The sequence below is a fragment of the Lelliottia sp. CFBP8978 genome (assembly GCF_034046055.2).
Classification (GTDB): Bacteria; Pseudomonadota; Gammaproteobacteria; order Enterobacterales; family Enterobacteriaceae; genus Enterobacter.
Map to the genome: position 1 here is coordinate 1806326 of NZ_CM188253.1, position 13978 is coordinate 1820303.

Annotated in this window: 15 protein-coding genes; 6 read left to right on the forward strand and 9 right to left on the reverse strand. The window is 55.9% G+C overall.

Translation table 11 applies throughout. The features are described 5' to 3' along the window. Positions 1-100 precede the first annotated feature (100 nt). The 3 genes from SOM82_RS08420 to SOM82_RS08430 are packed head-to-tail and all read left to right on the forward strand — an operon-like array spanning position 101 to position 2926. On the forward strand, positions 101-1957 hold the full coding sequence (locus SOM82_RS08420; protein ID WP_320459262.1) for a lipase family protein: 1857 nt from the start codon (positions 101-103) through the stop codon (positions 1955-1957). Further along, positions 1888-2169, forward strand: coding sequence for a hypothetical protein (locus SOM82_RS08425; RefSeq protein WP_320459263.1), 282 nt, complete (start codon positions 1888-1890; stop codon positions 2167-2169). Before SOM82_RS08420 ends, SOM82_RS08425 begins: the two co-directional genes overlap by 70 nt. Continuing rightward, the gene (locus SOM82_RS08430; RefSeq protein WP_320459264.1) at positions 2153-2926 is read left to right on the forward strand and encodes a hypothetical protein; all 774 of its coding nucleotides are present in this window, start codon (positions 2153-2155) and stop codon (positions 2924-2926) included. Before SOM82_RS08425 ends, SOM82_RS08430 begins: the two co-directional genes overlap by 17 nt. A gap of 269 nt (positions 2927-3195) precedes the next feature. Here the strand turns inward: SOM82_RS08430 and SOM82_RS08435 are convergent, their stop codons facing one another. Both SOM82_RS08435 and gdhA read right to left on the reverse strand, forming a co-directional pair. After that, positions 3196-3390 (reverse strand): hypothetical protein, encoded by a 195-nt coding sequence (locus tag SOM82_RS08435; protein WP_320459265.1) that lies wholly within the window; start codon positions 3388-3390, stop codon positions 3196-3198. A gap of 681 nt (positions 3391-4071) precedes the next feature. Beyond that, positions 4072-5415: an NADP-specific glutamate dehydrogenase gene (gdhA, locus tag SOM82_RS08440; RefSeq protein WP_154125141.1), complete on the reverse strand. Its 1344-nt coding sequence runs from the start codon at positions 5413-5415 to the stop codon at positions 4072-4074. 279 nt (positions 5416-5694) lie between these two features. On the opposite strand from gdhA, the gene SOM82_RS08445 reads away from it, so the two are divergent. Beyond that, positions 5695-5967, forward strand: coding sequence for a YnjH family protein (locus SOM82_RS08445; protein WP_154125142.1), 273 nt, complete (start codon positions 5695-5697; stop codon positions 5965-5967). Here SOM82_RS08445 and SOM82_RS08450 read toward each other — a convergent pair. After that, positions 5933-6343, reverse strand: coding sequence for a pyrimidine (deoxy)nucleoside triphosphate diphosphatase (locus SOM82_RS08450; protein WP_320459266.1), 411 nt, complete (start codon positions 6341-6343; stop codon positions 5933-5935). The genes SOM82_RS08445 and SOM82_RS08450 overlap by 35 nt on opposite strands. Positions 6344-6418: 75 nt before the next feature. Here SOM82_RS08450 and SOM82_RS08455 point away from each other — a divergent pair, with 75 nt between their 5' ends. Together SOM82_RS08455 and SOM82_RS08460 are read left to right on the forward strand one after the other, a co-directional pair. Continuing rightward, complete coding sequence (locus SOM82_RS08455; RefSeq protein ID WP_320459267.1) at positions 6419-6988, forward strand: carboxymuconolactone decarboxylase family protein; 570 nt, start codon at positions 6419-6421, stop codon at positions 6986-6988. Continuing rightward, positions 6981-7598 (forward strand): CDP-alcohol phosphatidyltransferase family protein, encoded by a 618-nt coding sequence (locus SOM82_RS08460; protein WP_320459268.1) that lies wholly within the window; start codon positions 6981-6983, stop codon positions 7596-7598. The genes SOM82_RS08455 and SOM82_RS08460 overlap by 8 nt, the downstream gene beginning before the upstream one ends. On the opposite strand, the gene SOM82_RS08465 is transcribed toward SOM82_RS08460, so the two are convergent. From SOM82_RS08465 to xthA, 6 genes are all read right to left on the reverse strand, one after another. Then, positions 7595-8902, reverse strand: a complete 1308-nt coding sequence (locus SOM82_RS08465; RefSeq protein ID WP_320459269.1) for a sulfurtransferase — start codon at positions 8900-8902, stop codon at positions 7595-7597. The genes SOM82_RS08460 and SOM82_RS08465 overlap by 4 nt on opposite strands. A 77-nt stretch (positions 8903-8979) precedes the next feature. After that, a complete protein-coding gene (locus tag SOM82_RS08470; protein WP_320459270.1) occupies positions 8980-9600 on the reverse strand; it encodes an ATP-binding cassette domain-containing protein in 621 nt (206 codons plus the stop codon). Continuing rightward, positions 9600-11135 (reverse strand): ABC transporter permease family protein, encoded by a 1536-nt coding sequence (locus SOM82_RS08475; protein WP_320459271.1) that lies wholly within the window; start codon positions 11133-11135, stop codon positions 9600-9602. Before SOM82_RS08475 ends, SOM82_RS08470 begins: the two co-directional genes overlap by 1 nt. After that, positions 11108-12271, reverse strand: coding sequence for an ABC transporter substrate-binding protein (locus SOM82_RS08480; protein WP_414672104.1), 1164 nt, complete (start codon positions 12269-12271; stop codon positions 11108-11110). Before SOM82_RS08480 ends, SOM82_RS08475 begins: the two co-directional genes overlap by 28 nt. Before the next feature lie 21 nt (positions 12272-12292). Further along, positions 12293-12973: a TVP38/TMEM64 family protein gene (locus tag SOM82_RS08485; RefSeq protein WP_320459272.1), complete on the reverse strand. Its 681-nt coding sequence runs from the start codon at positions 12971-12973 to the stop codon at positions 12293-12295. Positions 12974-12978: 5 nt separating this feature from the next. Further along, positions 12979-13785 (reverse strand): exodeoxyribonuclease III, encoded by an 807-nt coding sequence (gene xthA, locus SOM82_RS08490; protein WP_320459601.1) that lies wholly within the window; start codon positions 13783-13785, stop codon positions 12979-12981. Positions 13786-13978: the final 193 nt, after the last annotated feature.

Below are 13978 nucleotides of genomic sequence, written 5' to 3' on the forward strand. Positions count from 1 at the left end.
TGTTTTCAGTACCATAATATACTTGCGCAGAAATTTTGGTTAAGTTCCGACCGGTGTATGATGGGCGTTGTTTAACCGCTTAAAGTGCAAGGATAATGGCATGCCTATGGAAATCATCGGTGACAATACGACCGTCACCTGTTTAAGGCCCAAAGGGAAAGTCGTTTACTGTCGCGGCGAACCGCACAAATACTGGCTGGAACTGCAATTTGTCGATGAAAATAATAACGCTGTCTCCGGGTTGAATGTGCGGCTGGAGTACCACCCTCTGGCCTCTGCGGAGGAAGTGGCGATTGCGCACAGTCGCGGCTACGACTACAACCCCACGCCGCCGTCCAATCCGCCCGCCGGTGTGACCGACAGTCAGGGGATTGTCCGGTTTGAGAATCTGTACTGGGTTACGGTTGACGTGAAAGTTGACGGACAGCAGCTGGCTGACGAGATGGCGCTGCGGCCGTTGGGATTGCGGCGGAACCCGAATTCCCAGCCGGTGAGCAATAACTACTTTAAACCGGAAACACGCGATCCTACATGGCAGACCGATGTGCAGGAAAAGACCGAGGCCGCCGGGCATGTGCATCACTATGTCACCATCGGCGAACTGTGCGACAGGATGCCGGAAATTGAGGGCTGGACGGATAAAGAGCCGCCAAAGTTTCATTTCCCCCCCGGTCGTTCCCTGAAAGGAACGGAAGTTTCGCGGGAGACTCTGGATAAGCGGCACGTTATCGAAATTTGCCCGTTCCGGGCGTGGGTGCTGGCGCTGAATGAAACGAAAGACTATGACCTCGCCAATGGTTATAACCTCGGCATTATGGCCGATTTGGTCTATTGCGCAGAAGCTGAGAACGGCACCATTGATTATTTCTTCCGGCAGCAATGCCAGGATTTATCCTGTATCCCCCAATTTGCGGAGTTTCCGTCTTACTTCCATACGCTGGCGGTGGATGTGCCGTTCAGTGAACGTTACCGGCCTCCCGTTTACCTGAACACCGGGCAGGGTGATAACCCGGAAGGGGATACCCGCATGTTTATGGTGGAATGCGGGACTCACGTCCTGGTTGCCTGGTGTGGAACAGCCAGTTTGCTGAATGCCCTGACTGATGCCTCCTTTGGACCAAAACGTTGCCTACCAGAACTGGCCGGAGCGGGGAATATTCATGGCGGTTTTCTTGAAGCCTATGAGCTGGCGAAGCAAAAGTTTAGAGATAATCTTGACGATGTTGAGACTGCTTTAGGACAAGGAAAAAAATTGTTTATCTGCGGCCATAGTCTGGGGGGCTCGCTGGCTCTACTTTATGCTGCCGAAATGAAAGCTTATATGCCCATTCTGTACACTTACGGAATGCCGCGCACGTTCACCCGCGCAGCGATGCCATCGCTGGATAACATTTCCCACTACCGTCATGTCAATGACAATGATACCGTGCCACAGGTGCCAATAGACGCTGATATGGATAATCTTTTCTATCAGAAACTGGGGCCGCTGGGGTCCAAACTGGGTTTTAACTGGCTGGCGGTATCGGTTGCCGGTTTACCGGCCTCCCTCTGGCAGAAAGATATGGAACTACAGCTGGGGATTCAGCTGAAAAAAGATCCGTACTGGCACCATGGCAATACGGTTGTTTTCTTCCAGGCACAGCAGTGCTCGATGAAGCTTACAGGGCCAAATCAGAAAAGCCTGACCGATGGTCAGATATATGCCCCGCATTATGTAGCAGTGAAGCTCTTTCTGGTGCCATCCCTGAATGATGAATGCCTGAAATCCACCGGAGAGCATCAGGCTGCTTTTATTCAGTGTCTGAATCGAGCCAGCCTTGAAAAGCCTTTCCAAAGAATACCAATCCCGCCTTGGATGGTCTTGCCACTGATCCCCGCAGCCATTCTATGGCCCATCGCTATCTGCCTTATATCCATAATCAGGTGCTTGAACTGGCAAACCCGGAACTTTCCATGACCCGGAAGGAGATGCGGGAAAAGTTCAAAGAAGAGCTGGATAAGGCTTCAGGTCATGCGAATCAGGATGAGGTTAAGCGAAATCGTGAATTTCTGGCCCTTCAGGACATGCTGCCGGTTGCCCTGCAACGGACGCAGGCCGAAGAAACCGGAAAAAATGCACTTTCCCGCTTTGCTGCAAGTACGGAGGAAGACGTTGAATTCTCTAAATAAAGCAAAACTTATCGTCACTCTTCCAGTGCTGGCACTGCTTTATGGATGCGGTGACACCACCGATCGCACGCTGAGTCCGCCCCCGGATGCTAAGTGGGTGGATGTGAGTTTCAGGGTTCCTGACGGTGTGACGCTGTTGCCTTTGGGGGTGCTGTACCGCTCTGAAAAGTGCAAGGCCGTTCGTTATAACTCCAGCAATGAGTCGCATGAGATACCGGGCTATAACGATTTTGAGCAGAAGTATCAGCAGCAGAGGGGCAGCGATATATGGCAAAGTCGGGTTGCCATCGAGGGAGGGGGGGCATGCCAGTGGTCTCTTCGTTCACTTCGGGTTAGCTTCAGATTGTCTGCTGATAATCCTTTAGCGAAAGGAAAAAAGATTATAGATACTAGCTATATATTTGATTTTGGGAGCTATGGCCTCAGTGACGGCTACGGGACAGGCAGGGCAAAAGAGGGTAGTGGCGACCTGGACTTAAAGGTGGATTTTTTCCCTATGGTCAGTAACCATATAGATAAGACTGCCAGCATTAAGCTTTTTGGGGGAGATAGCAGCTATGAGAAATGGAGCCGCCGGTATCGGCTTCAAGGAACCCAAAATATAGCCATACAACCAATAATCCATTTTGATAAAGTTGTTACGATTACACCTCCAGCTACAAAGCCAGGATCTTTAATCGTTACTTATCCGGATGGTAGTAGTGGTAAAGCTCTGCATATTTCCCCTGATTATGAAAAGCTGCTTTCAATGAAATGATGATTTATTCGACGATCTAAAAAGGATCTCAAGAAGATCCTTTTTACCTGCACGAGAGCTTTTACCTTGTGAACGAAAAACCGCCTTACAGGGTAATTTGAATGAAGGCTATTCACTTGAATCGAGCAAATCCTCAGGCCAGTTTATGGTGCGGGGATTAACAGTCTCCGTGTTCAGTCTTATGCTGATTTTACGTGCACGTTAGCTATCTCGCTATGATCCGGTGTCAGAATCATCCACCCGTAACAACCCGCAAATCTGGAGCTAAATCATGTTCTTATTTTACTGATGCTCCACTGGCACCCGGTGCAGGCCGTCTTCTGCAAAATCACCGGCGTTCGGTAATCATCCGTTGCTGACGCATCGACAATGTTCACCACAATTTCTGTCAGGTCGTCCTGTGCGTCGTCGCATATTTCTTCCCGTTTACCGCGCAATTCTTTGAGTGTTTTACGTAGCGTCATGGTGCAGGTCCTCCACCAGCCATTGCAAGGCGTCCACCTCGCGGCGCAGTTCATCTACTTCAGTCAACTTTGCAGCATTCGGCCCACAGTTTCAGACAGGCCGGGACACCTTTCTCAATGCCTGCCAGAATGGCCTTCAGCGTGGGGGCACTCATTTCCAACAGGGCGCGGCGTATCTTTGCCCCTTTGCCCGGTCTGCCGGACTAACCCCGCTCCAGGCGGCCTGATGGTTTCGCCTGTTCTGACGTGATAACAGGTGGTTGTTTTTTTATGGCGGATTATCTTGAGGCTGTTCGCCAGGCTGAGCGGTTATCGGCTGATAATGCTGATTTCCGCTACTTCTGGAGGGGCTGTGGTTTCTGACTCTTGCATACCCGGTATTTTTCATGCGCGAACCATCCCATGTAGTGCATATCCCTGCGGTACTTCGGAAGAAAGATTATCGATAAGGAATGCGGTGCATTCACGTACGTAAATGTTGAAGAATTGATTGCCTGGTTCACCGATAATAAATTGCCCTTCACGACGTTCCAGGTAACAACTACCACAGGCCCCCATAATATGAGTGAAGAAACGATGGGCCACGTTTGGCACCACACCTGGCGTATAGCGCTGGATGTGTTTTTTCCGCCAGGTTGGCCCCCCGTGGGAGAGGGCCTCTCGACCGCACGGATTAACCCGCTAGATCACACCTTGCCCAATCATTGCATCGGCCACTTTCACAAAGCCTGCGATATTCGCGCCGCGCACGTAGTGGGTTTGTTTGCCTTCACCGCCGTATTCCACGCAGGCGTGGTGAATATCCAGCATGATGTGATGCAAACGCGCATCGACTTTCTCTGCTTTCCAGCCCAGACGCGCGGCGTTCTGCGCCATCTCCAGCCCGGAGGTGGCCACGCCACCTGCGTTTGCCGCTTTACCCGGCGCAAACAGCACGCCAGCTTCCAGGAACAGATCGGTCGCTTCAATAGTCGTCGGCATATTGGCTCCTTCCGCGACCGCTTTCACGCCATTGGCGATAAGCAGACGGGCGCCTTCCACATCCAGTTCGTTTTGCGTCGCACAGGGCAGAGCGATATCCACCGGCACTGACCACGGCTGTTTGCCTTCCAGATAAGTCAGGCCAAACTCGCGTGCGTAATCGGCTACGCGACCATCGCGGCTGGATTTGATTTCGCACAGGCGCGCCAGTTTTTCAGGCGTAAAGCCCGCTTCGTCCACGACCGTCCCGCTGGAATCAGAGGCCGTGACGACGCGCGCGCCCAACTGCATCGCTTTTTCAATCGCGTATTGCGCCACGTTACCGGAACCCGACACCGCCACGCGCGTCCCTTCAAAACCGAGACCGTGGCGCTTCAGCATCGCTTCGGTAAAGTAGATCAGTCCATAACCGGTGGCTTCCGGGCGAATCAAACTGCCGCCAAAAGAGAGTCCTTTACCGGTAAAGACACAGGCGCTGTTGTTGGAGAGTTTTTTCATCATCCCGGCCATAAAGCCCACTTCGCGCCCGCCTACGCCGATGTCACCCGCAGGTACGTCGGTGTCCGGCCCCAGATGACGATACAGTTCGGTCATCAGCGCCTGGCAGAAACGCATCACTTCGCCTTCGCTTTTGCCTTTCGGATCAAAGTCGCTGCCGCCTTTACCCCCGCCCATCGGCAGGGTGGTCAGCGCGTTTTTGAAGGTTTGCTCGAAGCCGAGGAATTTCAGAATGGATAAGTTGACCGACGGGTGGAAACGCATTCCGCCTTTAAACGGGCCGATGGCGGAGCTGAACTGCACGCGCCACGCGCGATTCACCTGCACCTGATTTTTGTCATCAACCCAGACAACGCGGAACTGAATCACACGCTCAGGCTCAACCAGGCGCTCAAGCAGCGACATCTGACGATAGCGAGGGTTTTCTTCAAGGAATGGCCACAGCGTGGTCATGACTTCGCGAACCGCCTGAGCAAACTCGCTCTGATGCGGGTCGCGCTGTTGAACGTGGGTAAGAAACGATTCCAGAGAGCGTGCCTGATCCATAGATATAAGAACCTCTTATGCTGATTTTTTATATTTTGTGTGTTGTGTGGGGGATTTCTGGTCGTTTTCGACTATACCACCCGCACCGCTTTGCGAGGCAAGCGAAAATTTGCGATGAAAGCGAAATTAATCAGCGGGTTTGTGTCATAACTAAAAACGATGACGAGCGAAATTAAAGGTTCTGCGGCGAACAACCGTTATATATACCTCAGCCTTGCCGTCCTGATGCAACGTGAATTTTTTGTGTATAGTCATCATCAGTCTATAAAAGGAATCTTTATGAACCGCTACCTGTTCACCGCACTGTTTGCTCTGTTATCCGCAGGGGCTCAGGCCGATCGTTTTCGCCCGGACGTGGACGTCAACGTGCCAGCGGAGGTCTTTAGCTCCGGCGGCCAACGCGCCCAGCCGTGCAATCAGTGCTGCATCTATCAGGATCAAAACTATTCGGAAGGGGCGGTGGTCAAAGCCGATGGCGTACTGTTGCAGTGCCAGCGCGATGAACGCACCATCAGCACTAATCCGCTGGTCTGGCGTCGCGTGAAAGGATAAAGGCTTCAAGCAGCGGGATATCCGCAGGCGCTAAATCATAGGCCAGCGCCTGCTGCGGCGTACACCACACTAGCGCCCGATGGTAGTGCGCGGTCAGCTCTCCGCGAAAGGCGGGAACGTGCCAGGCGTGCAGATGAATCAGCCGCTGCGACACTTCACGCTGATGGCTGGCCACGTAGCGGCCAGGCTGTGTTTCAATTCCCAGCTCTTCGCGCAGTTCGCGAATCAATGCCTCAGGCTGAGTTTCACCGGCTTCGACTTTGCCGCCGGCAAATTCCCACTTCCCGGGCTGATCGGCATGGTCAGGGCGTTGTGCCAGCAAAATTTTGCCATCCTGTTCAACAATGGCAGCAACAACATCAATGGTTTTCAGCATGGTCGTCAATAATTGATAGGGAAAAACGACATATTATCGTCGCCTTTCAAAGAGTCCAGCCATCAGGAGCGTCAGGTGACTAAAAAAACCGCCTGGGTAAAACCCCTCACATCCTTGCCCGTCAGCCTAAAACCCATTGCCGCCATGCAGAAAAAGCATTTTGGCGTGGTGCTCAATCCCACTCGCTGGTGGGGGCGAATGCCGCGGCTGTTCTGGCTGGTGGCGCTGTTCGTGGGTTTTCTTGAACGCCGTCATGCGCGGCTAAACCCGGTGCTGCGCGCGCTGCTGATGACCCGCGTTTCACAGATGTGCCACTGCGCATTTTGTATCGACGCCAACAGCCTGCGTCTCGCCGAGCGCAGTGGCGCACTCGATAAGGTCCAGGCCGTCAGTGAGTGGCAGCCATCGCCGCTGTTCAGCGATGACGAACGGGCCGCTTTAGCCTATGCAGAAGCCACCACTGCCACGCCGCCACGGGTTGATGAGGCGATCAAAATCGAGCTGAAGCGCCACTTCAACGATGCGGCCATCACCGAAATGACGGCGCTCATTGCCTTCCAGAATCTCTCTGCCCGGTTTAACGCCGCCCTGGATATTCCCTCGCAGGGACTCTGTGACACCTTCAAAGGGAAGCCCCATGTTTGATCGTCATCTTCATCCGCGCGTGAAACCGGCGCTGAACCGTCTGGCTGCTGCGCTCGATAAACCGGGCATTACACCCGACGGCTTAACGCTGGCGGGGTTTGCTGTGGGTGTGTTGGCGCTGCCTTTTCTGGCGCTTGGCTGGTATTTCGCCGCGTTGGCGGTGATTGTGCTAAACCGGGTCGCAGACGGGCTGGATGGCGCACTGGCGCGCCGCAGAGGATTAACCGATGCGGGGGGATTTCTCGATATCGCCCTCGATTTCCTGTTTTATGCCCTGGTGCCGTTTGGTTTTGCATTGGCTGCACCGGCAGAAAATGCGCTGGCGGCCGCCTGGCTGCTGTTTGCGTTTATCGGCACGGGGAGCAGTTTTCTGGCGTTTGCGGCGCTTGCCGCCAGACATGAGATCGATAATCCCGGCTATGCGCACAAGTCTTTTTACTATATCGGTGGGCTGACGGAAGGGGCCGAAACGATAGCGTTATTTGTGCTGTGCTGCCTGTTCCCGATGCACTTTACGCTGTTCGCATGGATTTTTGGCGCGCTGTGCTGGCTCACCACCACAACGCGCATCTGGAGCGGATACCAGACCCTGAAATCGCTGACGCGTTAGAGGGTGCTGTCTGGCGTGATGGGACCGGTGGTCACCGGGTTTTGCGGATGGCTGCTCCATTCGTACCAGCCCCCGTCGTAAACGGCGACGTTATTCCAGCCCATCGCGCGGGCGTACATAAAGGTTTCTGACGCGCGCCAGCCGGTGCCGCAATAGAATGCGACGCGCTGATCCGGCAGGATATTCCACTGTTTCCACATCGCGGCGATATCATCGGCGCTGCGCATGGTTCCGTCCGGGTTATGGAAGTCTTCCATATGAGTCGCATCACTGCCCGCATGACCCCAGCGAGCCCCGGCGATTTCACCTTTTGGCTTGATATAGCTATAGCCGCTGGTTTCACCGATAAACTCCGGCCAGGAACGAATGCTCACTAATGACGCATCCCGACGGTGAAGCATGCTGCGCGCCTGTTCCATATCGACCATCAGCTGCGGCTGGCCAGGGATGGTCGCGCCAAAATCATTGGCTGGCGCGACGTTCGCCGGCATTCCACGCTCAACCGGCAGCCCGGCGTCGGACCACGTCTTCCATCCACCGTCCAGCAGTCGGACATCTTTCACGCCTGCATACAGCATAATTTGCGCCACGCGTGCGGCGGCGTACACATCGCGGCCATACAGAATCACGGTGGTGTCGTGGCGAATACCCTGTTTGGCCAGCAGTGCTTTCAGTTTGTCGTCGGAGACTTTATTCCACAGCGGCTCGCTTTCGACTTCGTTGGTATCAATGTATCCCGCGCCAGGAATATGGTTCAACAGATAGAATTTCGGTGCGCCCCAGGCCGCTTCGATAATTTTATAGTCGCCTGTCGGGGCCGCCGCGACCGGTTTGCCTTGCATCAGCTGGTGAAGCCACTGAGGATAGACCAGCTGCTCGAAGTGGGGGAGACGTTGCAGGCGGTCGGCCTTTTGCAGCGCATCGCCCAGCAGCGTAATCTGCCGATAGCCAGCCTGACTGAGTCGCGCTTTGACGGCCTGGTTATCCGCGTCACTGCCATACAGGGCAATTACAGCGTCCGCAGTCAGATTATGTTGTTTTGCCCAACCGCTGAGCTGGTCATCGCTCATCACATTCAGCCAGCCCGCAGAAAGATTCAGCGCGGCGGGTTCATGCCCGGAAGGGCCGGACAGGGTTTGCGGCCAGCCGTTATAAAAAGCGCTGGCACGGGTATCAATCACCGTGCCGTGCTGCTGTTGCAGCTGCGCCAAAGTCAGTGGTTGTGCCATATCAGCGGCAAAGGAGGAAAAACTGGCGAGACCCAGGATCATGGCGAGTGCGGACAGTTGAGAAACACGTTTCATCGAAAAGCCTGTAGTGCTGTAAAAGGTGCATCATTTTCGTCTCCCCCTAAGCAGAATTCCTTGCGTTAGCACATGAATTATTGCCAGTCGGACAGCTGAATCACCCGCCCGGCAGGCGGAATATCGTCTTCATCATGCGTGACCAGCACCACCGGGATCTTCAGCGCGCGCACCTGCGCGAACACCCACGCCCTGAACGAGATGCGCAGCGCTTTATCGAGGCGACTGAAGGGCTCATCCAGCAGCAGCGCCTGGGGTTGAGCCAATAATGCGCGCAGCAGGCTGACCCGCGCGCGTTCACCGCCCGAGAGCGTGGCGGGGTCGCTGCGAAAGAATCCGCCCAGCCCGGCGCTGTCCAGTGCGCGATGAACGGCTTCGGCACGCGCTGAACCTTTGATGTGCGCAGGCAGCGCCAACAGCAGATTTTGCCCCACGCTGAAGTGCTCAAACAGCAGGGCATCCTGAAAGAGGATCCCGATTCCCCGTCTGGCGACCGGCAGTTTTTCGCATTGTCGATCGTTAAGCCACAGCTCGCCGTGCGCGCGAAAATCGTCGGAGAGAGCGCCCACCATCCATGCGAACAGGGTCGATTTGCCGCTGCCGGAGGGACCCATCAGGGTGACGATTTCGCCTGGCTGCACGCTGAAATTGACCTTTTGCAGCAGCGGTTCAATGGTGAGATTTTTGACTGTCAGCATCAGCGTAACCCTTGTCGGTAACGGCCTGCGAGATGGGATAAACCTGCCGCGAGGCCAAACGCTGCGGCAGTTAACGCCAGTAACCCTAGCGCATGGCCAGCCAGTATGGCGGTGCTACCGCCGCTACTGAGCGCCACGGCCTCGGTCGTCAGCGTGGAGAATCGGCCTGCACCGAGCCACAGCGTCGGCATATATTGCGCCATGCTAACTGAAAAACCGGTCGCAAAGGCGATGAGGATCGGACGGATTAAAAGGGGACACTTTATCCGCCAGAACAGGGTAGAGCGCTGCATGCCCAGCGTTTGTGCGATAAGGATCTGGCGGGGATCCAGCCTGCGCCACGCGGGTTGCAGCACCAGCAGCATCCAGGGCAGAACCCACAGCATATGCCCCCACAGAACCGCAAAATAGCCACCGTCAAATCCCAGCTGCAGTGCCAGCCGGTATTGCCCGGCGACCAGCGGCAGGGCCGGAAGAGCCAGCGGGAGCCACATCCACAGCGCACCACGCGGCGGCCCCCACTCCAGCCACGGTAAAATGATCGCCAGCGCCAGCAGGCCAGAGAACAGGGCCAGCGACAGGCTGGTGGTGAAAGCCGCCCAATCCACGCTGCGCTTCTGGGCCAACAGCATCAGCACCGCAGCGCACAGCACGCCCGCAAGCGGGAGGATCCAGCCAAGCGCCACCCCGACGACGGGGGAGCGTTCAGGGTATCGCACGCCGTCGGTGGAAGGCATTGAACGTCGCAAGCCACGCCACAGGGCTATCCCTGCGGTGGCAAAAAGGGCCAGCAGCATCAGCAGAATCAGACACAGCAGCAGGCCTTTGGTCTGTTGCCGGGCATCGCCCTGGCTCAGCCACTCCCATGCCAGCACAGCCAGAGTGGGCGGATTACCCGGCCCGATGATCATCGCCACGTCGACCACCGACAGCGACCAGGCAATCACGGCGAGCATCACCGCGCCGAGTGCCGGAGCGATGGCGGGCAGCACTAACCAGTACACCCCCTGAAGGCGCGAATAGCCGAGCGTTTGCAGCACCCTCATTTTTTGCGCCAGCCTCCCGTCCGGTAGCGCGGCATAAATGGCCCACAGGACAAAAGCGCTCTCTTTCACGGCAAGCGTCAAACCCAGCCCGATACCGTAGCGATCGATCAAGGGAGAACAGGCGCTGCAAAACTGATAGAACGCTCCCCCTTCAGCAAACAGCAGCAATACGCTGGTGGCGAAAGCGACGTGCGGCACGGCCAGCATCCACGGCAGGCGTGAGCTCATCCGCTGCCAGCGTTTGCCGGGCCACAGTGCCGCAACAATCGTCAGCGCAATGAGCAGCGAACCCACGGTGGCGATAACCGTCGAGACCAGCGTGGCAATCGTCGCCTGCAGAAGCTGCGTATCGCCAAACAGGTCACGCCAGCCGTCAGCCGAAAAGGCCGGGGCGATCAGCATGGCCGCCGCCGGAAACAGCGGTAAATAGAGGGCGGCTATCACCATCCAGAGCAGCCAGCCTAGCGGGTGCCGTAGCGACGCAACCATTCCTGCTCCAGCGCATTAACCCAGGCAGCGTGCGGCTCAGGCAACATTTTTGGCAAATCTGCCGGGATGAACTTACGCAGCGCCGCTGCTTCCGTGGGCGGCAGTTTTTGCACATCGAGAACGCTGGGATCGCCCCATACGGTGGGATCTGCTTTGCGGATCTGCGCCTGCGGCGACAGCAGGAAATTCGCCACGACCCTGGCTCCGGCACTGGCACTGGCATTGACGGGAATGGCGACGAAGTGAACGTTGCCGATCATGCCGTCGCTAAAGCCAAAACTGAGGCTGTCTGCGGGCAGTTCGCCGCTGTTCACTTTCTGGCGCGCGTGAGCCGGATTAAAGGTCAGCGACAGATCCAGATTCCCGCTGGCAAGCAGGGCATCCATCCGGGCGGGGCTCGGCGGAAAATCTTTCCCTTCGCGCCACAGCAGGGGATGAAGCTGGTCGAGATAGCGCCACAGGGGGGCAGTTACAGCGTTAAATGTATGCGGATCAGGCGCGGTTTTCAGCGCATCGGGTGTCGTCGTCAGGGTCAGTAACAGCTGTTCCAGAAACGCGGTGCCGGTAAAATCCGGCGGGCGCGGATAGCTGATTTTACCCGGGTGCTGCTGCGCATACGCCAGCAAGGCTTCGGGATCGCGCAACGGCGCAGCAAAATTCGCCTGGCGGCCAATAAAGGTGAGTTGAGCCGCGCCCCACGGTGATTCGGCGCCCTCGGTGGCGATCGCAAAATCCTCTGTCACGGGTTTCGCCTTGTCCACATAGCGCCAGTCAGGGAGCGTTTGTGCCCAGCCGGTTTGCAACAGGCCGGCCTCTTTCAGGGTGCGGAAATTCTCGCCGTTCACCCACAGAAGATCGACCGACCCGCCGGATCTTCGTCCGGCGCGGTATTCGGTCTGAATACGTTTAACCGCATCGGCGGCATCCGCCAGGTGAACAATTTTCAGGGTAATGGCGTAATGAGTTTTCATCTCGCCGCTCACCCAGTCGAGATAGCGGTTGACGGCCTGATCGCCTCCCCAGGCGTTAAACCAGACCGTTTGATCTTTCGCTTCGTGTTGAATGGTTTTCCAGTCGGAATCGGCGAACGCGGGGATTGCCAGCAGCAGCCCGGTCAGCAACATGCAAAAACGCACACGGCGCATAATGCCTCCCTGTTAATGAGAAGAAGGGTGATAACGAGATAACAGCCAGCGGGCGATCAGCGGCAATAACCCTAACAGTGTAAAGGCGAACAGCATTCCCGGCGACAGAATATCGCGCAGGGAGGTCAGTTTGCCCATTTCTCGCCCGGCGTTGAGGAAAATCACCGTTGCAGGCAGCATCGCTATCTGGCTGACCCACCAGTACTGGCGTACGCCAAGGGAGGTCAGACCGGCCAGCAAATTGACTAAAAAGAACGGGAACAACGGCATCAAACGTAAGGCGAAAAGATAGAATGCGCCATCACGTTGTACCCCTTCATTGACGGTTTTCATTTGCGCGCTGAAGCGGCGTTGCACCCAGTCGCGCAACAGATATCGGCTGGCAAGCATCGCCAGCGTCGCACCCAGGGTCGAGGCAAAAGAGACCAGTAAAATCCCTTCTGTAAAACTGAACAACGCGCCGCCAAGAAGTGTTAACAGCGCCGCGCCGGGAAGGGAGAACGCAGAAACGACCACGTAGAGCGCGAAATAGAGCGCCGCGCTTTGCACAGGGGCGTGTCCGACCTGGGTTTTCAGCAGCAGATGTTGTGATTTGAGCGTTTCGAGTGACAGAGAATCAGGTGGAAGCAGCGCAAAAATCAGCAAAAATGCGCCCGTCAGGGCGCACAGGAAAAGAATTTTTGGATATTTCACCGAAATTACAGTTTGAACTTCGCCCAGACTGGCGCGTGGTCGGACGGCTTCTCCATGCTGCGGATATCGTAGTCGATCCCGGTTTCCACACAGCGCTCTGCCAGTGGCGCACTGGCCAGCAGCAGGTCAATACGCAGGCCGCGATTATCATCAAAGCCTTTTGAACGGTAATCAAACCACGAGAAGCGATCCTGAGTCTCCGGGTTCGCAGCGCGGAAGGTGTCGACCAACCCCCAGCTCATCAGACGATCCATCCACTCACGCTCTTCCGGCAGGAAGGAGCATTTGCCGGTGCGCAGCCAGCGCTTGCGGTTATCTTCCCCGATGCCGATATCCAGGTCAGTCGGGCTGATATTCACATCGCCCATGATGAGCACCGGATTTTCTTTGTTCAACTCTGTGGCCAGATAATCCTGCAAATCCTGGTAGAATTTCGCTTTCGCCGGGAATTTTGTCGGGTGGTCGCGGCTTTCGCCCTGGGGGAAGTAACCGTTAATAACGGTGATATTGCCAAGCGGGGAGGGGATTTCCGCCATGATAATGCGGCGCTGTGCTTCGCCGTCATCGCCCGGGAAGCCGCGGCGAACGGAAACGGGAGTCTCTTTGGTCAGCAGCGCAACGCCGTAATGGCCTTTTTGCCCGTGATAAAAGACGTTATAGCCCAGTTTAGCCACCTCTTCGAGGGGGAACATATCATCGTGGACTTTTGTCTCCTGCAGGCCGATCACGTCTGGCTGGTGTTGCTCAACAATCGCTTCCAGCTGATGAGGTCGGGCGCGCAGGCCGTTGATATTAAAAGAGACAAATTTCATAGTCGCTGCCAGTGCCAGGTGAATAATGCATGGATGGTAGCAGAATTTGCGCCGCCTGTTAGCGGGATCGACCAATAACTGCGACAGATATTTCTGACGGTGCAATATTTGCACCATTTTGACGCGCTCTGCCCTCTTACAGCGCGTAAACGGCCGGTAAATTTCGCGAGCGATCACAATTCCAGAATTATAT